We start from the raw sequence: 22,875 nt of genomic DNA, 5'->3' as shown, positions 1-22,875 counted from the left end.
AGGCGCAGTTATGGCCGCCGTGGGCGCACCAATAGCGATCGAAGGCGCACTTGCGGGCGCCGTTCCTCCACCCGTGGCCTCGCCTACACTCGCGGCATGACCTACACCGGAGAGGTGACGCCCGGCGGCCCCGCCGACGTCCGCGAGTTGTCCCAGCTGACCATCGCCAAGCTCGCCGTCGACGAGAAGATGTCGAACAACTGCTACCTGCTGACCTGCCGGGCAACCGGCGCGCAGGTACTGATCGACGCCGCCGACAACGCACCCGCTCTGCTCGACCTGGCCGGCGGCAAGCTGGACGCCGTGATCACCACCCACCAGCACTGGGACCACCACCGCGCGCTCGCCGACGTCGTCGCCGCGACCGACGCTCCGGTCTATGCCGGCTTCCCGGATGTCGAAGCGATCACCGAACAGACCGGCGTCGCCGTCAGCCACCCGGTCGAGCACGGCGACACGATCACGGTCGGCGAGATCACCCTTGAGGTACTGGCGATCGCGGGTCACACCCCCGGTTCGATCGCGCTGCTACACCGCGACGCCGTCGACGGTCTCCACCTCTTCACCGGCGACTCGCTCTTCCCCGGCGGGGTCGGCGCGACTTTCGGCGACGCCGATGCGTTCGCCCAACTGATCGAAGAGGTCGAGACCAAGATCTTCGGCACCCTGCCGGACGACGTCAGCTTCTACCCCGGCCACGGCTCGGACGGCGTCCTCGGCAACGAGCGCCCGCACCTGGCGGAGTGGCGCGAACGCGGTTGGTGAGCGCAGGACGGCACCGGGATCCCGACGCGATCTCCCGGCCTGACCGACTGCTCGGAAGGCTTCTGGCACGCCCCATCTATCTGGCGACCTCCGGAGGCCTCGCGCTCGGTGCGTTCGTGTGGATGGTCGGCTCCTGTGAGGCCTCACTTGCTGAGGGTTGGCCGCGAGAAGAGGCCCGAGTGGTCGCCGTCAAGGAGCGGAGTTCGTTCCTCGGTTGCGGTCGGGGTAGTGGCACCACACAGCGAGACATCACGTGGGTCTCCCCCGGTGCTCCGGAGGGCCTCCCGCAGCGGTTCACCACCAAGGACGAATGTCTCGACGTCGCGGTGGGTGATGCTCGGACCGTGGTCCGGGTGATCGGGGACGACGGCAAGGTCGACATCCAGTTCGACCCACCCGAGAACCAAGCCGTCGTGCTCATGGATGCGGTGGCAGTGGCCGGATTCTCTTTCGTCGCCATCCTGACGGCGTTGTACCTACGCCTATGGTGGATTCGATTCGTTGCGTGGTGCCGCGTCGCCCGACGCCGCTAACGCAACGGCACAACCCTCGTTGTTACGCGACTCAGTCCCTGAGCGGCTGGCACGGTAGTGGACGCCCGATCGGTCTGGACGTTCCGCGCCCAATCAGCGGCGGCGTTCAAGGAGAAGGTGGATCACCACTCCGAACCGCACGACGGCGAGAACACCAGCAAGGCACCCAAGTACCCAGAGGAAGGTCTGGTTGCCTCCATCCTGCTCATCGATCGACCAGTACAGAGGTACGGCCGCGAGCACGCCAAGAATCAATGACCCGAACAGGGCCCGCCCGATAGTGGGTTGGGACGGATACCACTCCATCCCCCGAGCCTAGCGACCACACGCTCGCTTCCGTCGAGGTGTTATCCCGCGACCGACGGCTCCTGCTCCTCGGCAATCGCCGCTCAATGTGAGCTGCTGGTCCGTTTTCCGTGCGAATTCGCGCGCTGAGGTCACATTGAGTGGTGGGGGTCAGCGGTACTTGTAGAAGCCCTCACCGGTGGCCACACCGAGCTTGCCCTGATCGATGAAGTCAGCCTTGATCTTGGCGGCGAAGGCTTGATGCCCGGGGTCGGGGTTCGTCGAGGCGATGTTGTAGGCCGTCGTCAGGCCGACGATGTCGTAGATCTGGAACGGTCCGACCGGTGCACCGGTGGCCAGCCGCCACGTCTTGTCGATGGTCTCGGGGTCGGCATAGCCACCTGCCCAGAGTTCGCCAGCGGCGTCGAGGAACGGGACCAGGAGAGAGTTCAGCACGTAACCGGCCTTCTCCTTGGCCAGCACGATCGGCACCATCCCGATCTCCTCGGCGAACTCCGCCACCTCGGTCAGATAGCGCGGATCGGTCTCCGGGCCGGGCATCACCTCGGCCGTGTTGCGGAGCCAGATCTCGTTGGCGAAGTGCAGCGCCAGGAACCTGTCGGCGCGGCCGGTGGCCGGTGCGATCGCCGACGGCAACAGGGTCGAGGAGTTGGTGGCGAAGATCGTCTCGGCGTCGGCGACCTCGGCCAACTTCCGGTAGGTCTCCTGCTTGATCTCGATCTTCTCCGGAACCGCCTCGATCACCAGGTCCGCGCCACGCACGGCTTCGGCGAGGTCGGCGGTGGACCGGATCGACGCCAACGCGGCCTGTGGATCGCCGACGCCGGGCAGGTCGCTCGCATACCGCGTCGCGAGCACCTCGAACCGCCCACGACCGGCGGCGACCGCCTCGTCGGAGATGTCGTAGGAGGTCACCTGCTTGCCCTTGAAAGCGCTCTGGAACGCGATCTGCGATCCGAGAACGCCCATCCCCAGGACGACAACCTTGTCGATGCTGCTCATCTCATGAACTCCTTGGTGTGGGTCTGACCAGAGCGATCACCTGCCACGTTATGCGCGGCACGCGACCTACACCAGAAGAACCTGCGGCTACGGAGTTTCGATACCGGCCGGGATCGAAGCGTGATGGACGAGACAACAACGAGGCCCGAGCAGATCGCTCGAGCCCCGTTGTCACTGGCTATTGGTCCGCCCACGCGCGCTATTTCTGCGCCCTCGGCGCGTGTGGGTGACGGTTCGGCGCGTGTGGGTGACGGTTCGGCGCCTATGGGTGACGGTTCGGCGCGTGTGGCTGACGGTTCGGGTCAGCCGTTGAAGCTGATCTTCAGCGTCTCGCTCTGGGCCTGCGCCTGGCAGGTGAGCCGGATGCCGTCGTCGAGGTCGGCCTTGTCGAGCACCTCGTTGTGCTTCATCGAGAGGTCACCCTCCAGCACCACGCAGGCGCAGGCCGAGCAGTTGCCCTCGCGGCAGGAGAACGGTGCCGGAACACCCTTCTCCTCCAGGTACTCGAGGAGAAGCTTCTTGCCGTCCCAGTCCTCGAAGGTCCAGCCGTCGCCGTCCAGCTCCACCTCGACCTTGACCGGGCCGAAGCTCGGGCCGTCGTCAGCCGCGTCGCCGGGCTCGTCGGCGTCGTCGGCAGCGGCCAGGTCGGCCTCCGCCTGACGCAACTCCTCAACGTCGCCGAACGGGTTTCCGCCCAGGGAGACGAACTTCTCCTGGTGCCGACGCTCGCGCGGGAACTCGAGCTCACGCAGCGCGGTCGAGACCGCCTTCATGAACGGAGCCGGGCCACAGCAGAACGAGGTGTAGGACGAGAAGGTGGCCGCGAACGCCTTGAGCTGGTCCTGGGTCGGCAGGCCCTGCACGCTCTCCAGCCAGTGCACGACGATCAGCCGGTCCGGGTTCTCCGCGGAGAGCCGGGCCCACTCCTCGGCGAAGATCACCGAGTCCTGGTCACGGTTCGCGTAGAAGACCACGATCTTGCCGCTGCCCTTCTGCAGGGCCGTGCGAGCGATCGAGATGATCGGCGTGACGCCGCTACCGCCCGCGAAGAGCAGCAGGTCGGCGTCGAGGTTGGCCGGCGTGAAGATCCCGGACGGCGGCAGCACCCGCAGGGTGTCACCGGCCTTGAGGTTGTCGCACAGCCAGTTCGACGCGTAACCCTCGACGGTCCGCTTGACAGTCACCGTGAGTGGCTGGTCGCCGACCGGCGAGCTGCTCAGCGAGTAGCAGCGGGCGACCAGACCGGTCTGGTCGCTGGGTACGGCGAGGGTGAGGAACTGCCCCGGCTTGTAGTCGAACTTCCCGGCCGCCTCGTCGGTGAGGTCGAAGGCGATCGAGCATGCGTCCGCGGTCTCGCGGATGACCTCGCGTACCGGAAGGACGTAGGACTCAGTATCCATCTTCAGCTCCGATGGGGATCTGGCCGTCGCGGGCCGCAGCTTCGATGCTGGCCAGCAGGCGTGTGCAGGGGGCAGTAACAGTTCGCCCACGAGGGGCGGCGGCCATTCTGGCGAACTCTTGGCAGTCGTTCTGCGCCTGTCCCGACCATTGGATGCTTGTGTGGTGCTCTGAGTTCTTTTTCACACCCACCACGGCGAGGCAGTCGAGGCAGGCCACCTCGACCAGCCGCGCCCTGGTGTAGAGCCGCTGGTCCTCCCGCGTCTCGTCGTGGGTGGGTACGAATCCAGGCATCAGGCGTTGTCGCCGGCGCCGGTGGCGGCCAGGGCGGCGTCCTCGGCAGCCTTCTTCGCCAGGTTCTCGGCGACCTCGGCCTGCCAGAACTCGTTGGCCTTGGTGGTGTCGACCTCGAACTCGAACCGCTCGACCATCTCGCCCTCGACGGCCGCGGCGTCCACGTAGAACTGCTCGTACCAACGGCGCAGCTGGTAGACCGGGCCGTCCTCCTCGCAGAGCAACGGGTTCTGCACCGGGACCTTGTTCTTCCAGATGTGCACGTCCTGGAGGAAGCCGTCGCCGAACATCTGGGCGTACTTGCGGGCGATGTAGTTGGCGGTGTCGTCGTCGAGGCCTTCGGGCTTCCGCACGGTGATGCCGTAGTGGAGGGTGAAGGAGTCCAGGCTGGTCGGCACGTGGCAGTTGATCAGCACGACCTCGGTCTGAAAGCCGTTGTAGTCCACGTCGAGCCAGTTGATCATGTACGACGGCCCGAAGTAGGTCGCCGTCGACTTCAAGAACAGCTCCGGTGAGCCGTAGCCACCCGCGACGTCGGGACGCCCCTTGCTCTCCATGATCTGGGTGGCGATCTGGCCTTCGAAGACGTTGCGGAAGCTGGTCGGGAACGAGAGGTGCACGTAGTAGAAGTGCGCCATGTCGACCACGTTGTCGATCAGCTCACGGCAGTTGGAGCCCTCGATCTCCTGGGTGTTCCAGACCCAGTCGGTGAACTCGCCCTCGGCCAGACCGGGCAGGACCGGCGGCAGCTGGGCGTGGTCGGCCTCGGAACCTTCCGGGTCGTGCCAGATCAGCACCTGGTCGTTGTGGACGACGGCCTCGTAGCGCTGGGTGCGCGCCCGCAACGGGACCCGGCGCGCGTAGGGAATCGCCTTGCACTTGCCGTCGCCGCCCCAGCGCCAGTCGTGGAACGGGCAGGCGACCTCGTCACCCTTGACCGAGCCCTGGGTCAGGTCACCGCCCATGTGTCGGCAGTAGGCGTCGAGCACGTTGAGCTCACCCTTGCTGTCCTGCCAGACGACGAGCTTCGTGCCGAAGCCCTGGACGGCGTGCGGCTTGCCGTCGGCGAAGTCCGCGGCGAGGCCCAGGCAGTGCCAGCCGCGCGCGTAGCGGTCAGGAACGGTGCCGGTGTCGAGCTGGCGGGTGTCACTCATGGCGGATTCCTCCGTTGCGGAAAGAGCATCTAGACCAAAACGAGAACAGGTTATAGTTTTTGAGTCGCGTATTCCACCTCACTCTCCATGTTGACGCGCATTCGGTTCAGGAGCCACCCCTATGCACATCGCCCTCACCCGGGAGCAGGAAGCGCTTCGCGCCGACCTGCAGCACTACTTCGCCGAACTGATCACGCCCGAACGACGTGCCGCGTTGGCGTCCGCCACCGGCGAGTTCGGCGAGGCCACCACCTACAAAGAGGTGATCCGGCAACTCGGCACCGACGGTTGGCTGGGCATCGGCTGGCCCGAGGAGTTCGGCGGTCAGAACCGCTCGATGACCGAGCAGCTGATCTTCGGTGACGTCGCCGCCATCGCCGGCGTACCGATCCCTTACCTGACGATCAACACCGTCGGACCGACGATCATGCGCTACGGCACGGACGCGCAGAAGGAGTACTTCCTGCCCCGCATCCTCGCCGGCGACCTGCACTTCTCGATCGGCTACTCCGAGCCCGGCTCGGGAACCGACCTGGCCTCCTTGAAGACCCGCGCGATCCGTGAGGGCGACGAGTGGGTGATCAACGGTCAGAAGATGTGGACCTCCCTGATCCAGTACGCCGACTGGATCTGGATGGCCTGCCGGACCGACGCCGATCTGCCCCGCCACAAGGGCCTGTCGATGATCCTGGTCCCGGCCGACAGCGACGGCGTCAGCTTCACCCCGGTACACACCGTGGCCGGCGTGCACACCAGCGCCACCTACTACGAGAACGTCCGGGTCCCGGCCGAGAACCTGGTCGGCGAACTCAACGGCGGTTGGTCGTTGATGACCAACCAGCTCAACCACGAGCGGGTGGCGCTCACCTCGGCCGCTTCGTTGGTGCACTCCGTCGAGTTGGTCACCGACTGGGCCAAGCAGACCAAGAACCCCGACGGTTCGCGGGTGATCGACGCCGAGTGGGTGCAGATCCTGCTCGGCCGTGCGCACGCCCGGGTCAACGCGCAGACCCTGATGAACTACAAGCTCGCTTCGGAGATCGACACGCTCTCCCCCGCCGACGCCTCGGCCACCAAGGTCTACGGCTCCGAGCTCGCCACCGAGGTCTACCGCACCCTGATGGAGATCGTCGGCCCGCACGGCGGCTTGACCAGCGACTCCCCCGGCGCGGTCCTGGCCGGCCGCCTGGAGCGGTACTTCCGCTCCTCGCTGGTGATGACCTTCGGCGGCGGTACCAATGAGATCCAGCGCGACATCATCGGCTACGTCGGGCTCGGCCTGCCGGCCGCGAAGCGCTGAGTAGAGGAGAGACCATGGACTTCAGCTTCACCCCCGAACAGGACGAAGCCGCGGCACTGGCCGCCTCGATCCTCGGCGACCGCACCACCTCGACCCGGATGCGCGAGGTCGAGGAGGCGGGCGACCGGTTCGACCGCGACCTGTGGGCGGAACTCGGCACCGCAGGGCTGTTGGGCCTGCACCTCCCCGAGGAGCACGGAGGCGCCGGCCTCGGCCTGATCGAGCTCTGTCGAGTGCTGACCGAGGTCGGCCGCACGGTAGCCCCGATCCCCCTGGCCACGCACGGCGCAGCGTCGCGTGCGATCGCGGTCCTGGGCAGCGCGGCGCAACAGGCGGCCTGGCTCCCTGGGGCTGCCGACGGCAGCTCGGTGCTGAGCATCGCGATCTCCGAGGAACGTGCCCACCTCCCCCAGCCGCCTTCGACCACCGCCACCGCGGTCGGCGAGGGCTGGACGTTGGACGGCGTCAAGACGATGGTGCGGGCCGGCATGGCCGCCGACGCCTTCCTGGTGACGGCGCAGACACCGGGAGGAGCCGGCGTCTTCATCGTCCGTGCCGACGACGCCGGCGTCGAGCGGACCGCTCAGCACACCAGCGATGGCGACACCCTGGCGCTGGTCACCCTGAGCGGGGTCCGACTCGACGCCGACCGGCTCCTGGGGACTGCCGACGGCATCGCCGCTGCCCGGACCACCGAGCTGGCGACCGTCGCGGCTGCCGCCGAGCAGTACGGCGTCGTCGCGGGCGCCGTCCGGATCACCGCGGCCTATGCCAAGGAGCGGGAGCAGTTCGGCCGCCCGATCGCCACCTTCCAGGCGGTATCGCAGCGTCTTGCCGACGGCTACATCGACAACATCTTCGAAGGGTTGACCCTCTGGCAGGCCGCGTGGCGTCTCGACGCCGATCTGCCTGCCGCGATCGAGGTCGCCTCGGCGAAGCTCTGGGCCGCCGATGCCGGGCACCGGGTCGCGCACAGCACCGTGCACATCCACGGCGGCGTCGGCATCGACCTGGACGGTGAGGCGCACCGCTACTTCACCGCCGCCAAGCGTTTCGAGTTCAGCTTCGGCGCCGCGACCGAGCAGGCGTTGGCGATCGGCCGTCTGCTCGCCGCCAACTGAGCGCTCGGCACCTGACGCAGTCAGCGCCGTTGTCCGGTGTCGCCAAACGACACCGGACAACGGCGGCGAATCGCCCCCAACCGCCCTCGAGTCCCTAGGCTGAGGGGATGAAGTTCGTCCTCAACGTGATCTGGCTGGTCCTTGCCGGGATCTGGCTCTTCCTCGGCTACCTCGTCGCCGCCCTGATCTGCTTCATCACGATCATCGGCATCCCGTTCGGGATCGCCTCGTTCCGGATCGGCGTCTACGCGCTGTGGCCCTTCGGTCGCGCCGTCGTCCGCAAGCCCACCGCCGGCGCGGGCAGTGCGATCGGCAACGTGCTCTGGTTCATCTTCGCCGGGATCTGGCTGGCCATCGACCACGCCATCGTCGGAGTCCTGCTCTGCCTCACCATCATCGGTATCCCGCTGGGTATCGCCAGCTTCAAGATGATCCCGATCAGCCTGCTGCCGATGGGCCGCGAGATCATCAGCACGGACGATCTCGATGCGGCGATGGTGGCCTACCGCATCTGAACCATCGCGCCTCGCCACCTGTGCCCCCTAGTCTCGGTCTATGGGGCACCTGATCTATGCGGCGATCGGCTCTCTCGACGGCTTCATCGCCGACAAGGACGGCGACTTCAGCTTCTGCAGGCCCTCCGCGGAGATGCACGCCTATCTGAATGCCCGGGATCGGCGGGTCAGCGCCGATCTGTACGGACGGCGTCTGTATCAGGTGATGCAGTTCTGGGAGACGTTCGCAGTCGCGGGTGAGGAGATCTCCCCCGGCGCTGCGTCCGACCCGCTTTTCGAGGTCAGTCGCGCCTACGGCGAGTTGTGGCGTGGCCGCGACAAGGTGGTCTTCTCGACCACCCTGGACGACGTCGATACGGCGCGGACCGGACTGGTCAACCACTTCTCGCCTGCTGCGGTGCGCCAGTTCGTGGACGACCAGCCCGGCGACGTTTCCATCGGCGGTCCCACCTTGGCCGCCCAGGCGCTGCGCGCAGGCATCGTGGACCGGATCGAGTATTACGCCTTCCCAGTGGTGATCGGCGCCGGCACCCATTGGCTCCCGGCTGAGTGGCGCCATGAACTGCGACTCATTGAGGAGCACCGCTTTCTCTCCGGCGTCGTGCATACCGCTTACGAGGTGGCGCGAAGCGGCTGAGGATAGCCGCCCCAGGGCCAAGCGTCGGAGCTCTCCCATTGCGTGTCTTTTTGCTCGCGGACTCCGCTTCACCAGCCGCACGTAAGCCGACGGAGCCTGCACGACGCAACCCGGTACCGGCCCGGTGACCGCGCTCCTAGAGTGTGCCTATGTCAGCCAACGACACGTCAGGTTTCGAGATCGACGGCGAGCCGGCGCTGGACCTGCCGAGTCGCGCGGAGTTCGAGCGGTGGCTCACAGATGCTGCTGAGGAGGTCCGAGCGGTCTGGCTGCGCACCGCGAAGAAGTCCTCGCAGCTCACGTCGATCACCGAGGACGAGACAGTCGACGTCGGCCTCTGTTTCGGGTGGGTATCCGCGGTCCGGCGAAAGTGGGACGACGACACCTACGTCCAGCGCTACACGCGACGCCGGCCACGCAGTAAGTGGTCCCGGATCAATATCGCGAAGGTCGAGCGGCTCACCGCTGAGGGACGGATGCGCCCAGCTGGACTTGCCGAGGTCGACGCTGCCAAGGCCGACGGCCGCTGGGACAACCCCTGGACGTGAAGGTGCGGGTCAGAACGACTACCGCCAGGCGAAGGTCGGCTGCTCGAAGCCTGCCACCGGCTGCCCGTCGCCCTCCAGGCCCAACCAACGGAACTGAAGCAGGACCGCGCCGGTCGGCGCATGCACCAGGTCGTTGCCGAGCGGTAGCTGCACCACCGGGCGGTCGCTCTCCGGGATCGAGACGAAGCGCGGCGAGTCCGGGACCAACAGGTTGTGCAGGCCGATCCGGTAGACCGCCAGCACCTCGTCCGGGGACGGATCAAGCTCCAACCGACCACCACCCCACAGCACCACCGGAGTGATCACGTACCCGGAGCGGGTCGGGTAGTCGTCCATCAGCCCGAGAACGTCGTCGTCGCCGAGCCTGACCCCGAGTTCTTCGTCGGTCTCCCGGATCGCAGCCGCGATCGCGTCCTCGCCCTCGTCGATCCGGCCGCCGGGCAACGCCCATTGGGCGGCATGCGCGCGGAGCCGGGCCGAACGCCGCGACAGCAGGAAGGCCGCGCCGCCGGAGACGTTCTCCATCCGGCCGTCGAGGTTGTCCACGTTGCCGGGCACCTGCGCCATGTCGCCCACGCCCCACGGCGCCGGGTCGATCCTGTCCTCACCGACCTCGGAGTCGACCACGACGACGGCCACCGCTGCCCGCCGCCGCTCGTCCAAGGGAACCGTGCGGCGTTCGTGGGCGCTCAGGTTGGCGCGCACCCGCTCACGGAGGACGTCGTCATACCGAAGCGGCGCAACAGGAGTGGAAGACATGTGGCCATTGTGGCCGGAACGTAGGCTCAGCCTCGCAACGGGCATCCACGATGGAATATCCAGGAGACAGCATGTCGCGCGCCACCACCCGCCTCCAGAGCCTCCTGCCGGGGCCGAGTCGCACCGCCGTGGGTGCCACGCTCGCCGGTGGGGTGCTGACCGGGCTGGCCGCCGCACCTGAGCGGTTCTCCCGTCTGCTCCGCCGGCGTTTCCCGACAGTGGCGGTCACCGGGATGACCGGCGTCGGGAAGACCCAGCTCGCCGACCGGCTGTCCCGCCGGACCTCGGGCGAGGGAGTCGCCGAGGTGGGTTCAGCGGTGATGGAGCGACGCACCCGTCGGTCGCGGCTGCACGGCTTCCGGTTCTTGGTCGTGCCGGGCGACAACGCGGCGACCCGGCTCAGTGCCCTCGACGAGGTGTTCCACGACGAGCCCGTCGACGGGGTGATCCACGTGGTGGCCAACGGGTTCGCGACGCCGCGACGCGCCGCCGGTACCAGCGGGAAGGCGACCGCGACCCGCGAGCAGCAACTCGCCGCAGAGCTTGAGGACTGGACGATCACCGCCCACCGGATCGCCTCGATGGCGGTCCGCCGGGAGAAGCCGATCTGGCTGGTCATCGCGGTCACCAAAGCCGACCTCTACCCCGACGAGCTCGACGAAGTCATCGCCTACTACTCCCCCGGCAGTGGCTCCCCGTTCGGGAACCGGGTCGACGAGCTCCGGGCCCTGGCCGGTGGGGCGAAGCTCTCGGTCGACGTGCTTCCGGTCTCGGCCACCGCGCTGGATCGGGGCGGCGCGCTGCCGAGCCTGCGGCCGAACGCGATGGTGGACTCGCTGGTGACCCGGCTGGAACAGCTCAGCGGTCACCTCTGAGCCGCGACCACCATGACTCCGCTCTACCTCCTGGCGGGCTACGCCGCGCTCAGCCTGGTCACCTTCGCGGCCTACGGCCTGGACAAGTCGGCGGCGCGCCGTGGTCGACGCCGTGTCCCGGAGAATCGCCTGCACCTGCTGGCGATCGTCGGCGGATGGCCGGGCGCCCTGGCTGCGCAACGGACTTTTCGGCACAAGACCGTGAAGCAGCCCTTCAGGGCGATCTTCTGGGCTACCGTGGCCGCCAACTGCGCCGGCCTCGGTGCCGTGTTGTTCCTGCTCAGCTGACGCCGCGCGACAGCCCGACGCGGATGGTCTTTGGTCACGATGGGGCATGTCCGCGCACTCTCCGCCGCCTACGGTGGACGGATGGAGCCCGCAGAGCAGCTACCACCGCTACCCGTCGACGCCTTCGAACGAGTGCTCTGTGTGGTCGCCCATCCTGACGACGTCGAATATGGTGCGTCGTCGGCGGTCGCGGCTTGGAGCGCAGGTGGGATCGAGGTCCGCTACCTGCTGCTGACTCGAGGCGAAGCCGGGATGGACGCCGTACATCCCGAAGAGACAGGACCGTTACGGTCCCACGAACAACTCGCGGCCTCCGCGATCGTCGGGGTGAGCCAGGTCGAGTTCCTGGACTATCCCGACGGGACCTTGGTCTATTCGTTGACGATGCGCCGCGATATCGCGCGGGCGATCCGCGCTTTCCGCCCCGACGCGGTCCTGGTCGGAAGCTGGGAGGTGGAGTTCGCGGCAGGGCTCAACCAGGCTGACCATCGGGTCGCCGGGCTGGCCGCGATCGATGCGATCCGCGACGCCGGCAACCGATGGGTCTTCCCCGAACTTCTCGACGAGGGCCAACAGCCCTGGTCGCCGCGATGGCTGCTGGTCGCCAGCGATCAACAGCCGACCCACGGCGTCGACGTGACCGGGGACCCGCTGGAGAAGGGGATCGCATCGTTGGAAGCACACGGGGCCTACCTCGCCGGAATCCCCGGCCACCCATCGCCCCGATTGATGCTGACCGGCATCACCGCCGTCCAGGGCCAACGCCTCGGAGTACCGCATGCGGTGCTGCTGAAGGCTTTCGACTTCCAGGCGCCACCGCCGATCGCCTTACAGGCGATGGCGATGGCCCAGGAGCTCACCAGCCAGGCGGAAGCGACGTGAAGTCCGGCTGACGTCCTTCGGCGAAGGCGGTCAGCGCCTCAACGTTTGCCGGCCCACCCATCAGCTCGGCAAAACAGGCGTTCTCCCGGTCGCGAGCCTCGCGGATCGCATCGCGGTGCGGTGCCGTCATCGTTCGCTTGACGGCCAGCAGACTGGAGATCGGGCGGGCGGCCAGCACCTCGGCATGACGTCGTGCCTCGGCCACCAACTCCTCCGGCTCGCAGAGCCGCCAGGCGAGCCCCATCTCCAACGCCTGCTCGGCGGAGATCCACTCGGCGGAGAGCAGGACCCACGCCGCGTTCTGCCGTCCGATCAACTGCGGGAAGAGCAGCGACGACGCCGCTTCCGGCGCCACCCCCAAGCTGGTGAAAGGGCACTTCAGCCGGGCACTTGTCGACATGAAGACAAGGTCGGCGAATCCGACCATCGTCGCGCCGATGCCCAGCCCGAGGCCGTTGATCGCCAGCACCAACGGCTTGGGGAACTCCACCAACGCATCGAGGAACCCGAGGAACCCATGCTTCCCGGGGACGAACGCGGGATCGCTGACCCGGGCGTGCATCTCCAACAGGTCGGTGCCTGCACTGAACGCGCGCCCGGCCCCGGTCAGCAGGACGACGGCGACCTGGTCGTCTGCCGCTGCTGCCAGCAGAGCTTCGGCTGCGGCGTCGTAGAGCTCCTCGTTGAAGGCGTTCAACGCATCCGGACGATCAAGGGTGATCGTCCGGACACGCTTCTCGTCGTCGATCCGGAGGACCATCAACGCCCCGTCTTGGCAAGCCGGTCGACGGTCTCCTCGTACTCACGGATCAGGTCCGCCATCACCTCGGCCACCGGACGGACCTCATTGGTCCGGCCGACGATCTGGCCTGCAGGCATCGAGATCGTGTCGGGGTTGTCGCCGCCGTTCATCCGGTTGTGAGCGTCGGCGACCAGCAGGTTCTGCAGCGGCATCGGCAGCGGGGACGGCGCGTCCTCCGTCTCCCAGGCCTCGGTCCACTTGGTCTTCAGCAGGCGGGCCGGCTTGCCGGTGTAGACGCGGGTCCGCACGGTGTCGCCGGAGCCGGCCTTGAGCAGGGCGTCGCGGATGCCGGTACCTGCCGAGAGGTCGTACTCCTCGACCGTGAGCCACAAGGAACCGGTCCAGGCACCTTGGGCACCGAGTGCCATCGCCGCCGCCATCTGGCGTCCGGAGCCGATGCCACCGGCCGCGAGGACTGGAACGTCGGGCCCGACCGCGTCGACGATCTCCGGGGTCAGCACCATGCCCGCGATCTCACCGGTGTGGCCACCCGCCTCGTAGCCCTGGGCAACGATGATGTCGACGCCGTTGGCCACGTGCGAGAGCGCGTGCTTGGCGGCACCCGCCAGCGCAGCGACCTTCACCCCGGCAGCATGCGCCTGCTCGATCACGTCGACCGGCGGCGAGCCGAGCGCGTTGGCGATCAGCACCGGACGGTGGGCCAACGCCACGTCCACGTGGGAGCGCGCCACCGAGTGCAGCCAACCGAGCACGCCTTCGCGGCCCTCGCCCTCAGGGAGCGGCGGTACGCCGAGCTGCTGCAGGGTCCGCTCCACGAACGAGAGGTGCTCGTCGGGGATCATCGCCTTCAGGTCAACGGCTTTGCCCTCGGTCGGCACCTTCATCGGCATCACGATGTCGACGCCGTACGGCTTGCCATCGGTGTTCTCGTCGAGCCAGGTCAGCGTCTTGTCGAGGTCCTCGGCGTCGTTGAACCGGACCGCGCCCAGGACACCGAGTCCGCCGGCCCGCGACACTGCTGCGGCCACCTTCTCGGACGGGGTGAAGGCGAAGATCGGGTACTCGATGCCGAACATCTCGCAGATCGGGGAACGCATCAGCTGCTCGCCTCCTGGGCGTCACGGTCGGCCAGGGCGATCTCCTTGGCCTGCGGGTACTGGGCCTTGCCGGTGGCGTTGCGCGGGATCTCGGGCACCACGGTCAGACCGCGGGGCAGCTTGTATCCGGAGAGGTGGGCGCGCAGGTAGTCGCGCAGCGCCTCCAGTTCGAGGCTGGCGTCCTCGCGCAACTCGACGACGGCGTGCACCGTCTGGCCGAACTTCTCGTCGGGCAGACCGACCACCAGGACGTCGTAGACGGCGTCGTGCCCCTTGATCGCCATCTCGACCTCTTCGGGGTACACCTTCTCCCCGCCGGTGTTGACGCAGTTGGAGCCGCGGCCCAACAGGGTCAGGCGGTTGCCTTCCTCGATCCGGGCGTAGTCGCCGGGGATCGAGTACCGCTCGCCGTCGATCTCGATGAAGGTCTGCGCGGACTTCACCGGGTCCTTGTAGTAGCCGACCGGGACGAAGCCGGCCTTGGCGGTGCGACCGACCTTGCCGACGTCGACACTCGGGTCGAGGATCTTGCCGTCGTCGTCGATCACCACGGTGGCGTGGCCGATGCTGACCACGGGGCCGTCGGTCGACAGTGCGCTGGCGTCCTGGAGGCCGGTGCCCTGGAAGCCGGTCTCGGAGGAGCCGACGGAGTCGGTGAAGACGGCGTTCGGGAACTTCGCCATCCAGCGTTCCTTGACGGCCTTGGAGAAGATCGCGGCACTGCTGGCGATCGCGAAGAGGCTCTGGCCGTCGAAGCCGCCCTCCTCGTAGGCCTCGATCAGCGGGCGGGCCATCGCGTCGCCGGTCATGAAGACCATCTGCACCTTGTGCTGGTCGATGAGTTCCCAGGTTCGGACCGGGTCGAACTTCGGCTCCATGATGGTGAGCTGACCGGCGAACAGGTGCATCAACAGGCTGGCCTGGGCGCCGCCGTGCATCAAGGGACTCAGCGGGAGGGTGATCAGGCTCGCACCCTCCGCAGCCGCCTTGGACTGGTCGTACTCGCCCTTGAGCTCGCCGGTCATGAAGTCGACGCCACCGCCGAGCACCCGCCAGAAGTCCTCGTGGCGCCACATCACTCCCTTGGGGAAGCCGGTGGTGCCACCGGTGTAGATGATGTGGATGTCGTCGGCGCTCCGCGGACCGAAGTCGCGGGCGTCGCTCTGACCGGCGACCGCCTCGGCCAGGGTGACCCCGCCGAACCCGGAGAGGTCGCTGTCGTCACCCGGCTCCATCGAGTTCGGGACGGCGATGATCGTCTTCAGCTTCTCGAACCTGGGCGCAACCTCGGCCACCAGGGAGGCGTAGACCCGGTCGTGGACCAGGCCGACCAGGTCGGCGTTCTCGAAGATGTACTCGAGCTCACCGGCGACATAGCGGTAGTTGATGTTGATGGAGACCGCACGCACCTTGAGGATCGCGATCAGCGCAATCACGTGCTCGATGCTGTTCTTGGAGTACAGGCCGACGTGGTCGCCCTTACCGATGCCCTGGGCGGCCAGGTAGTGGGCCAGCTTGTTCGACTCACGCTCGAGTTCGGCGAAGGTCAGGGTGTCGTCGCCGACCTGGACGGCGAGACGGTCGGGCACGGCGTCGACGGCGTGCTCGAAGAGATCAGCGATGTTGAGAGCCATGTCCGCAAGACTAGAACACGTTCTCGTTTCAAGCTATGGTTTCGCACATGTCAACCGAAGTCGAAGCTCCGCACTGTCTGGTGGAGCAGGTCGGCCACAAGCTCGTGGTCACCATGAACCGGCCGCACGCCCGCAACGCGCTCTCCACCGAGATGCTCGCGATCATGGAAGAGACCTGGGAACGGGTCAACAACGACCCCGGGATCCGCGTCGTCATCCTGACCGGCGCCGGTGGCTACTTCTGCGCGGGCGCCGACCTCAAGGCGATGAGCAAGGATGCGCCGAGCGACAAGTTCTCCTCGGGCGCCTACGACCCGAGCATCATCAAAGCGCTGCTCAAGGGTTATCGCCTGAACAAGCCGCTGATCGCCGCGGTCGAGGGGCCGGCCATCGCCGGCGGCACCGAGATCCTGACCGCGACCGACATCCGGATCGCCGGCGAATCCGCCCGATTCGGCGTCTCCGAGGCCAGATGGAGCCTCTACCCGCTCGGCGGCTCGGTGGTTCGGCTGCCGCGCCAGATCCCGCAGACCATCGCCATGGACCTTCTCCTCACCGGCCGGCACATCAAGGCGCCCGAGGCCAAGGAGATCGGCCTGATCGGCTACGTGGTCCCCGACGGCGAAGCGCTCGCCAAGGCCCACGAGATCGCCGACCTGATCTGCGCCAACGGGCCACTCGCCGTCCAGGCGATCCTGAAGACGGTCCGCGACTCCGAGGGCAGGCACGAGGACGAGTGCTGGAAGGACGACGCCACCGTCGGCGCCGCCGTCTTCGCCTCGAACGACGCCAAGGAAGGCCCGCGCGCCTTCGCCGAGAAGCGTTCGCCGAACTTCACCGCTTCCTGAGTAGCACCCAGCGGCTGGCATCTCCACCCTGAGGTCACCAGTTCGGTACCTCAGGTGGAGGTGACCACCCCTGGCGGATTCCTAATCTCGGGGTCATGACGATCCTGTTGAGCGATCCGCGCGTCGCGGCCCTCGAGGTCCGTGACAGCGCCAGCCCGTTGGTAGCGCTGCCCCACCACCTCTCCCCCGACCACTGCCTGGTCCGGGCCGAGGTCGCCGCCCGCTTGGTGGAGGCCGCGGCAGCGCTGCCCGACGGAGTTCGACTCAAAGTCGTCGAAGGACACCGGGAACCCGTACTCCAGCAGGAGATCATCGCGCGCTACAGCGCCGAGGTCTGCGGGGCCCATCCGGGGGTGGGCCCCGCAGAGCTGGACCGCCTCGTCAGCCGCTTCGTGGCGCCGCTGGCCGTCGCGCCGCACGTCTCGGGTTCCGCGGTGGACCTCACCCTGAGCACAGACCACGGCGTCGAACTGCCGATGGGGACGGCGATCGACGCGACGCCAGAGGTCAGCGGCGGACGCTGCTACACCGAGTCTGTGGAGATCAGCGCCGAAGCACGCGCCAACCGGAACCTGCTCGCCCGCGTGCTCGGCGACGTCGGGATGGTCAACTACCCGACCGAGTGGTGGCACTGGAGTTGGGGCGATCGGTACTGGGCGTTGATGACCGGCGCCCCCGCTGCCGTGCATGGCCCGATCGCCGCCGTCCCGTCGACTCCGAGCGCCGCATGAGCGGCCCGGTCCTGACCGTCTCGACGTCGGCGATCACCAACAACGCAACGCGCCTGCGCGGCGACGGCGACTTGATCGCGGTCGTCAAGGCCGACGGGTTCGGCGTCGGTGCGACCACCGTTGCCGCTGCCGCGCGCCAGGCCGGCGCCGCCCTGCTCGGCGTCGCCACCCTCGCGGAGGCCGCCGCCCTCTGCGCCACCGACGCAGCCTCCGACGTCGGCGTACTGGCCTGGCTGAGCGACCCTGACGACCTCAGCGCAGCGCTACCCACCGCGATTGAGCTCGCCATCGGCAGCCGCGAACACCTGACGGCACTGCTCACCGGACCTCGCGGCGCCGCACCACGACGCGTCCATCTCTTCGTCGACACCGGGATGTCCCGCGACGGCTGCCCGGCGATCGAATGGCCGGCACTCTGCAAAGCCGCACGGTCGGCTGAACAGAGCGGCGCCATCGAGGTGGTCGGAGTGATGGGCCATCTCGGCTGTGCCGAGCCGGAGCAGCTCGACCACACCCTGGCGACCGGCCGCTTCCGCACCGCGCTCGCCTTCGCCCACCGGTTCGGACTGCGGCCGGAGCTGGTCCACCTGGCGGCTACCTCGGCGGCCCTCGGCTCGCCCGGCACCCGGCACAACGCGGTGCGAGTCGGTGCCGGCCTGGTCGGCATCGACCCCAGCGGACTGGGCCGGTTGCAACCGGTCGCCACGTTGAGCGCTCCCGTGGTCCAGGTCCGGCACGCCTTGGCCGGCTCGCTGGTCGGTTACGGCACCGGCACCCGACTCAGCGAACCGACCTGGTTGGGCCTGCTCCCCCTCGGCTACGCCGACGGGCTGCCCCGTGCCGCCTCCGGCCGGGCGGAGGTGCTGATCGCCGGACGGCGCCGCAAACTGCTCGGTCCCATCTCGATGGACCAGGTCGTCGTCGACCTCGGCGATACACCGGTCTCCGTGGGTACCGAGGCCACCGTCTTCGGCGTCACCGACCGCGCCCCGAGGCTCGCCGATTGGGCAGCGTGGGCCGACACCATCGAACACGAGGTGCTGACCCGGATCGGCCCGCGGGTGCGTCGCCGCGTCGTCGCCACTCTCAACGCCAGCAGCCAACCCGAGGAGGAGGCCGCATGAAGCAGGAACCCGGCCAACGCGTCGCCGTGATCGGCGGTGGCGCCAACAGTGAACATGTCGTCTCGCTCGCCTCGACCGAGGCGGTCTCCGCCACCCTGATCCGGGCTGGCTTCGCCGTCCTCAACCTCACCATCGCCCCGGACGGCGGGTGGCGCGACGCCGAAGGGGTCCCGCTCACGCCTGCGGCCGCGGTCGCCGCGATCTCCACCTGCGACGTGCTCTTCCCGATGGTCCACGGCCCCGGCGGCGAAGACGGGACCCTCGCCGCCCTCGCCCGCCTGGTCACGATCCCCTGTGTGGGTTCGGCGCTGGGGGCCGGAGCGGTCGGCATGGACAAGTGGGTGAGCAAGCTCGTGGCCCGCGCGCTCGGCGTTCCGGTAGCGGACGGCCTCCTGGTGAAGGCTGGCGATCCGACGCCGCACTGGCCCGGCGACTGTGTCGTCAAGCCGGTCGCCGCCGGGTCGAGCCAAGGCGTTCGATTGGTCCTCGCCGGTGACGGCGAAGCACTCGGCGATGCTCTTGTCCACGCCTTCCAGCACGATCGGCGGACGCTGGTCGAGGAGCGGCTGGTCGGGCGGGAGATCGACATCGCCGTGCTCCGTCGCGCCGACGGCACCCTGCTGGTCTCACCACCCCTCGAGATCCACGTGCCCGGACTCTTCGACTACACGTCGAAGTACGACGGTTCCGCGGAGTTCCAGATCCCGGCACCGCTCACCGACCTGGAACTCAAAGCCCTGCAGGAGCACGCGATCACCCTCTACGAAGGCTTCGGCTGTGCCGGACTCGCCCGGATCGACTTCTTCCTGACCGAGAACGGCTGGGTCTTCAACGAGATCAACACCATTCCGGGGATGACCGAACAGTCCCAGGCACCCCGGATGCTCGCCGCCGCCGGGCTCGACTACCCGGGGCTGCTGACCGAACTGGTCGGCGCTGCGCGGGGATGAACGTAGCCAACCGGATCGCCTCGCTCGACCTGCTTCGCGGCATCCCCATCGCCCTGGTGATGGCACGGCATGCAGCCCCTGATCTCTTCCCCGGCGCAGGGGTCGTCGGCGTGGTGATGTTCTTCTCGCTGTCCGGCTACCTGATCACGGGCGTGCTGCTCCGCGAGTTGGACCGCACCGAGAGCGTCCGGCTCACCCACTTCTACCGCCGCCGGGCACTCCGCCTGGCGCCGGCGATGGTTGCCTGGCTGGTCGGGATCACCCTGGTCACTCTGGCCCTGGACCCGCTCCACGAACGTAAGCTGCTCGGCGCCACCTGGTTGGTCAGCCTGACCTGGACGGCGAACCTCCCGTTCCGGCCGGTCTTCAGCGACGCCGGATTCCACCTCTGGACGCTGGCCACCGAAGAGCAGTTCTACCTGATCTGGCCTGCCCTCCTGCTGATCGGTGCCCGGCTGGGCCAACGGTGGTTGGCCTTCGCCGTCGCGGCCGTGGTCAGCGCCGGCCTCCTCGTCGCCACCGCCTACTGGTTCCGGAACAACCCCGACCAGGCCTATGTGCTGCCCACCAGTTGGGCGATCTGCTTCGTGATCGGTGGACTGGCCCGATGGCTGACCCGCGGACGCGCGTCAACCTCAGCCCGGCCGCCGCGTGGCGCCGTCGCCTGGGTGGTGTGCGGTTCAGCTCTGCTGGCTGGTCTCGCCGTGCTGCCGCTCCGAGGAGAACTGACCACCTACCTCGTCGTCGGGCCGCTGGTCGCCGCCGTGACCGCAGCCCTGGCACAGTTCACCCCGCATTGGCCCGCCGTCCCCCGCTGGGCGGACCCGCTCCGTCGGTTGGGCGTGATCTCCTACGCCGCCTACCTGTGGAACTACCCGCTCGCACTATGGCTACGGCCCTACGGATGGGGTGGCGCGGTGACAGCGCTGCTGCTGACCGTTGTGATCGCGACAGCGAGCTGGCGTTGGGTGGAGGAACCGGTCGCCCGGTGGCAGGCGAAGCGTTGGCGGCAACCCGCTCCGGCGCCGCGCCGTGAGACAGTGCCCTGGTGATGGGTGCGACCACGAGCCGAGCCAACCAGGTCCAACGTGCTGCGCCGGCTGTGGCCCTGGCAGCGGCGGTCCTGGCGCTCGGCTACGCCTACCGGGACGATGGCCTCACCTTCAGCTCCGGACAGGTCCAGCTGATCAGCATCCTCACCGCGGGCGCGGTCGCGATCGCCTGGCGCTGGCAGGCGGCGGCGCTCGGGCTGATCTGGTTGCTGCTGGCCTTCCACGTCACCGCAGGCCTGCTCTTCCTCCCCACCGAACTCGCGATCGCCTTCGTCGCCTTCGCCTGTGCCGCTTGGGGATCGCGCTGGACGTTGGCCCTGAGCCTCTTCTCCATCCCGCTCGCCGCCGCCGTCTGCGCGCAGGTCTTCCTGCACACCAGGGACGACGAGCCCCGGATGCTCTCCTGGTGGCTCTCCGACCTCGGTCTGCGCGGTCTCGCAGAGAGTGCTCAGAACTCGTCGTTCGGGCCGACCTTGGTCGTCGGCGTGATCGGTCTCCTCGGGCTGCTCGTACCGTGGCTGGTCGGCCTCGCCGTTCGGCTGATGCGCCGCTCCGACGCCTCACTGCAGACCGCCCAGCGGGCCGAGTCCGAGCGGGAGAGCGCCGAGGCCGCCCGCACCGTTGCCGAGGACGTCGCCCATGTCCGTGAGGCCCAGGCCCAGTTGGCACGCGACGTGCACGACGTGGTCGGACACTCGCTCACCGTGATCCTGGCCCAGGCCGAAGCCGCGCAGTATCAGGACGATGCCGCCGTCAAGCAGACCCTGGCCACCATCGCCGACACCGCGCGAGCCTCGTTGGCAGACGTGCGCCAGGTTCTGCACAACACCGGCCCGATCCCGATCGTGCCGGCCGAGCAGGACCTGCACGACCTACTCGCCGGCGTCCGGGCCGGTGGTCGCGAGGTGTTGCTCAGCGACGTCGGTGAGGCACGTCCGTTGCCGCCCGACCGCGCCGCCGCAGCGCACCGGGTGCTCCAGGAGATGCTGACCAACGCCGTCCGACACGGCGCTCCCGGGCCGATCACGCTGGAGCGGCACTGGGGTGGCGACCTGCGTCTGGAGGTCACCAATCCGGCCTTCGACGCGGCCGAGACCGCCGCCGCACCGACCGTCGCCCTCTCGGGACATGGGGTCGAAGGGATGCGCCGACGGCTCGAGGCTGTCGGCGGCCATCTCGACATCCGTAGCCGGGCGAACCCGCCCACCTTCACCGCAACGGCGTGGATCCCGTTGCCCGGCCGTTTCGAGGAGCCGCACCGATGACCGAGACCCCTGCTGAGAACTCCGAGGTACGGGTCCTCCTGGTCGACGATCAGGACCTCTTCCGGGAGGGCGTACGGGTGATCCTCGACGCCCAGCCCGGGATCACTGTGGTGGGCTCCGCCGTCAACGGGCTCGAGGCGATCAGCGCCGTCGACGCACTCGACCCAGACGTCGTGCTGATGGATATCCGGATGCCCGAGATGGACGGCGTCGAGGCGACCCGGCAGATCTTCAGCCCGGCGCGGGTCGCAGCACGGAGCCGACCGGTCCGGGTGGTCGTGCTGACCACCTTCAACCTCGACGACCGCGCGGCCACAGCGATCCGGCACGGTGCCAGCGGCTTCCTGCTCAAGGGCACCACGCCGTCACTGTTGGCCGACGCGATCCGGACCGTCCACTCCGGGCACGCGGTGCTCGCGCCGGCGGATCTGGAAGCGCTGATGAGTGGCCAGTTCCAGCACCGCTCCCCCGTTCCCGAGGTCTACCTGAGCCTCACCGAACGGGAACGCGAGATCCTGGACGCCGTGGCTCGCGGCCTCTCCAACGCCGAGATCGCGGCGGCGACCTTCTCCGGCGAGTCGACGGTGAAGACCCATGTCGGCGCGATCCTGCGCAAGCTCGGCCTGCGGGACCGGGTCCAGGTCGTCGTCTTCGCCCACGAGCACGGTTTGGTCTAGCCGGACCGTTGATCGAGCCTGCCGAGATCAGGTCTCGGTCACGACAAGCCCGACCTCCGCACCACCGTCGATCGAGCCCGCCGAGATCAGGTCTCGGTCTCGACAAGCTCGACCTCCGGACCACCGTTGATCGAGCCTGCCGAGATCAGGTCTCGGTCTCGACAAGCTCGACCTCCGAACCACCGTTGATCGAGCCTGCCGACATCAGGACCCGGCAAGCTCGACCTCCGCACCACCGCTGATCGAGCCTGCCGAGATCAGGACTCGGCCTCGACAAGCCCGACCTCCGAACCACCGCTGACCGAGCCTGCCGACATCAGGACCCGGCAAGCTCGACCTCCGCACCACCGCTGATCG

Annotated in this window: 25 protein-coding genes; 17 read left to right on the top strand and 8 right to left on the bottom strand. The window is 68.2% G+C overall.

Annotated elements, in window-relative coordinates:
• The first annotated feature begins 96 nt into the window (after positions 1 to 96).
• Positions 97 to 765: an MBL fold metallo-hydrolase gene (locus ACLM5J_RS14020; protein ID WP_413657053.1), complete on the top strand. Its 669-nt coding sequence runs from the start codon at positions 97 to 99 to the stop codon at positions 763 to 765.
• On the top strand, positions 762 to 1,298 hold the full coding sequence (locus tag ACLM5J_RS14015) for a hypothetical protein (RefSeq protein ID WP_413657052.1): 537 nt from the start codon (positions 762 to 764) through the stop codon (positions 1,296 to 1,298). Before ACLM5J_RS14020 ends, ACLM5J_RS14015 begins: the two co-directional genes overlap by 4 nt.
• A gap of 93 nt (positions 1,299 to 1,391) precedes the next feature.
• Here ACLM5J_RS14015 and ACLM5J_RS14010 read toward each other — a convergent pair whose 3' ends face one another.
• The 4 genes from ACLM5J_RS14010 to ACLM5J_RS13995 all read right to left on the bottom strand — a co-directional run bounded on the left by ACLM5J_RS14010 (position 1,392) and on the right by ACLM5J_RS13995 (position 5,452).
• On the bottom strand, positions 1,392 to 1,604 hold the full coding sequence (locus tag ACLM5J_RS14010) for a hypothetical protein (protein WP_413657051.1): 213 nt from the start codon (positions 1,602 to 1,604) through the stop codon (positions 1,392 to 1,394).
• 150 nt (positions 1,605 to 1,754) lie between these two features.
• Entirely contained in the window at positions 1,755 to 2,606 is an 852-nt protein-coding gene (locus ACLM5J_RS14005; protein WP_413657050.1) for a 3-hydroxyacyl-CoA dehydrogenase, read from the bottom strand.
• A gap of 302 nt (positions 2,607 to 2,908) precedes the next feature.
• Entirely contained in the window at positions 2,909 to 4,006 is a 1,098-nt protein-coding gene (locus tag ACLM5J_RS14000) for a 2Fe-2S iron-sulfur cluster-binding protein (protein WP_413657049.1), read from the bottom strand.
• 291 nt (positions 4,007 to 4,297) lie between these two features.
• A complete protein-coding gene (locus tag ACLM5J_RS13995) occupies positions 4,298 to 5,452 on the bottom strand; it encodes a Rieske 2Fe-2S domain-containing protein (protein WP_413657048.1) in 1,155 nt (384 codons plus the stop codon).
• Between the two features lie 121 nt (positions 5,453 to 5,573).
• On the opposite strand from ACLM5J_RS13995, the gene ACLM5J_RS13990 reads away from it, so the two are divergent.
• The 5 genes from ACLM5J_RS13990 (at position 5,574) to ACLM5J_RS13970 (ending at position 9,573) form a co-directional block, all read left to right on the top strand.
• Positions 5,574 to 6,752, top strand: a complete 1,179-nt coding sequence (locus tag ACLM5J_RS13990; protein WP_413657047.1) for an acyl-CoA dehydrogenase family protein — start codon at positions 5,574 to 5,576, stop codon at positions 6,750 to 6,752.
• A 14-nt stretch (positions 6,753 to 6,766) separates the two neighbouring features.
• A complete protein-coding gene (locus tag ACLM5J_RS13985) occupies positions 6,767 to 7,873 on the top strand; it encodes an acyl-CoA dehydrogenase family protein (RefSeq protein WP_413657046.1) in 1,107 nt (368 codons plus the stop codon).
• A 107-nt stretch (positions 7,874 to 7,980) separates the two neighbouring features.
• Positions 7,981 to 8,388 (top strand): YccF domain-containing protein, encoded by a 408-nt coding sequence (locus ACLM5J_RS13980; protein ID WP_413657045.1) that lies wholly within the window; start codon positions 7,981 to 7,983, stop codon positions 8,386 to 8,388.
• Between the two features lie 40 nt (positions 8,389 to 8,428).
• Positions 8,429 to 9,025 carry a dihydrofolate reductase family protein gene (locus tag ACLM5J_RS13975; protein WP_413657044.1) on the top strand — a complete coding sequence of 199 codons (597 nt, stop codon included), beginning with the start codon at positions 8,429 to 8,431 and terminating at the stop codon, positions 9,023 to 9,025.
• 149 nt (positions 9,026 to 9,174) lie between these two features.
• Positions 9,175 to 9,573 (top strand): YdeI/OmpD-associated family protein, encoded by a 399-nt coding sequence (locus ACLM5J_RS13970; RefSeq protein WP_413657043.1) that lies wholly within the window; start codon positions 9,175 to 9,177, stop codon positions 9,571 to 9,573.
• Between the two features lie 18 nt (positions 9,574 to 9,591).
• Here ACLM5J_RS13970 and ACLM5J_RS13965 read toward each other — a convergent pair whose 3' ends face one another.
• Positions 9,592 to 10,332: an NUDIX hydrolase gene (locus ACLM5J_RS13965; RefSeq protein WP_413657042.1), complete on the bottom strand. Its 741-nt coding sequence runs from the start codon at positions 10,330 to 10,332 to the stop codon at positions 9,592 to 9,594.
• A 71-nt stretch (positions 10,333 to 10,403) separates the two neighbouring features.
• Between ACLM5J_RS13965 and ACLM5J_RS13960 the strand changes: the two genes are divergently transcribed.
• The 3 genes from ACLM5J_RS13960 (at position 10,404) to ACLM5J_RS13950 (ending at position 12,377) form a co-directional block, all read left to right on the top strand.
• Positions 10,404 to 11,207 carry a hypothetical protein gene (locus tag ACLM5J_RS13960; protein WP_413657041.1) on the top strand — a complete coding sequence of 268 codons (804 nt, stop codon included), beginning with the start codon at positions 10,404 to 10,406 and terminating at the stop codon, positions 11,205 to 11,207.
• A gap of 12 nt (positions 11,208 to 11,219) precedes the next feature.
• Positions 11,220 to 11,495 carry a DUF1294 domain-containing protein gene (locus tag ACLM5J_RS13955; protein ID WP_413657040.1) on the top strand — a complete coding sequence of 92 codons (276 nt, stop codon included), beginning with the start codon at positions 11,220 to 11,222 and terminating at the stop codon, positions 11,493 to 11,495.
• An 81-nt stretch (positions 11,496 to 11,576) separates the two neighbouring features.
• Positions 11,577 to 12,377, top strand: coding sequence for a PIG-L deacetylase family protein (locus tag ACLM5J_RS13950; protein WP_413657039.1), 801 nt, complete (start codon positions 11,577 to 11,579; stop codon positions 12,375 to 12,377).
• Here the strand turns inward: ACLM5J_RS13950 and ACLM5J_RS13945 are convergent.
• The 3 genes from ACLM5J_RS13945 to ACLM5J_RS13935 are packed head-to-tail and all read right to left on the bottom strand — an operon-like array spanning position 12,352 to position 15,871.
• Positions 12,352 to 13,137: an enoyl-CoA hydratase/isomerase family protein gene (locus tag ACLM5J_RS13945; protein WP_413657038.1), complete on the bottom strand. Its 786-nt coding sequence runs from the start codon at positions 13,135 to 13,137 to the stop codon at positions 12,352 to 12,354. The genes ACLM5J_RS13950 and ACLM5J_RS13945 overlap by 26 nt on opposite strands.
• Positions 13,137 to 14,237 (bottom strand): NAD(P)H-dependent flavin oxidoreductase, encoded by a 1,101-nt coding sequence (locus ACLM5J_RS13940; RefSeq protein WP_413657037.1) that lies wholly within the window; start codon positions 14,235 to 14,237, stop codon positions 13,137 to 13,139. Before ACLM5J_RS13940 ends, ACLM5J_RS13945 begins: the two co-directional genes overlap by 1 nt.
• Entirely contained in the window at positions 14,237 to 15,871 is a 1,635-nt protein-coding gene (locus tag ACLM5J_RS13935) for an acyl-CoA synthetase (RefSeq protein WP_413657036.1), read from the bottom strand. Before ACLM5J_RS13935 ends, ACLM5J_RS13940 begins: the two co-directional genes overlap by 1 nt.
• Before the next feature lie 47 nt (positions 15,872 to 15,918).
• On the opposite strand from ACLM5J_RS13935, the gene ACLM5J_RS13930 reads away from it, so the two are divergent.
• The 7 genes from ACLM5J_RS13930 to ACLM5J_RS13900 all read left to right on the top strand — a co-directional run bounded on the left by ACLM5J_RS13930 (position 15,919) and on the right by ACLM5J_RS13900 (position 22,518).
• Positions 15,919 to 16,719, top strand: coding sequence for a crotonase/enoyl-CoA hydratase family protein (locus tag ACLM5J_RS13930; protein WP_413657035.1), 801 nt, complete (start codon positions 15,919 to 15,921; stop codon positions 16,717 to 16,719).
• A gap of 95 nt (positions 16,720 to 16,814) precedes the next feature.
• Entirely contained in the window at positions 16,815 to 17,450 is a 636-nt protein-coding gene (locus tag ACLM5J_RS13925; RefSeq protein WP_413657034.1) for a M15 family metallopeptidase, read from the top strand.
• The gene (alr, locus tag ACLM5J_RS13920) at positions 17,447 to 18,574 is read left to right on the top strand and encodes an alanine racemase (RefSeq protein WP_413657033.1); all 1,128 of its coding nucleotides are present in this window, start codon (positions 17,447 to 17,449) and stop codon (positions 18,572 to 18,574) included. Before ACLM5J_RS13925 ends, alr begins: the two co-directional genes overlap by 4 nt.
• The gene (locus ACLM5J_RS13915) at positions 18,571 to 19,524 is read left to right on the top strand and encodes a D-alanine--D-alanine ligase (RefSeq protein WP_413657032.1); all 954 of its coding nucleotides are present in this window, start codon (positions 18,571 to 18,573) and stop codon (positions 19,522 to 19,524) included. Before alr ends, ACLM5J_RS13915 begins: the two co-directional genes overlap by 4 nt.
• Positions 19,521 to 20,576: an acyltransferase family protein gene (locus ACLM5J_RS13910; protein ID WP_413657031.1), complete on the top strand. Its 1,056-nt coding sequence runs from the start codon at positions 19,521 to 19,523 to the stop codon at positions 20,574 to 20,576. Before ACLM5J_RS13915 ends, ACLM5J_RS13910 begins: the two co-directional genes overlap by 4 nt.
• Positions 20,576 to 21,841: a sensor histidine kinase gene (locus tag ACLM5J_RS13905; RefSeq protein WP_413657030.1), complete on the top strand. Its 1,266-nt coding sequence runs from the start codon at positions 20,576 to 20,578 to the stop codon at positions 21,839 to 21,841. The genes ACLM5J_RS13910 and ACLM5J_RS13905 overlap by 1 nt, the downstream gene beginning before the upstream one ends.
• Positions 21,838 to 22,518: a response regulator gene (locus ACLM5J_RS13900; RefSeq protein ID WP_413657029.1), complete on the top strand. Its 681-nt coding sequence runs from the start codon at positions 21,838 to 21,840 to the stop codon at positions 22,516 to 22,518. Before ACLM5J_RS13905 ends, ACLM5J_RS13900 begins: the two co-directional genes overlap by 4 nt.
• The last annotated feature ends 357 nt before the right edge of the window (positions 22,519 to 22,875 follow it).

This window comes from Nocardioides sp. Bht2, from assembly GCF_047308515.1.
Lineage (GTDB): Bacteria > Actinomycetota > Actinomycetes > Propionibacteriales > Nocardioidaceae > Nocardioides.
Note: the sequence above shows the minus strand (reverse complement) of the source record. Positions and strands in the feature narration are given on the sequence as shown.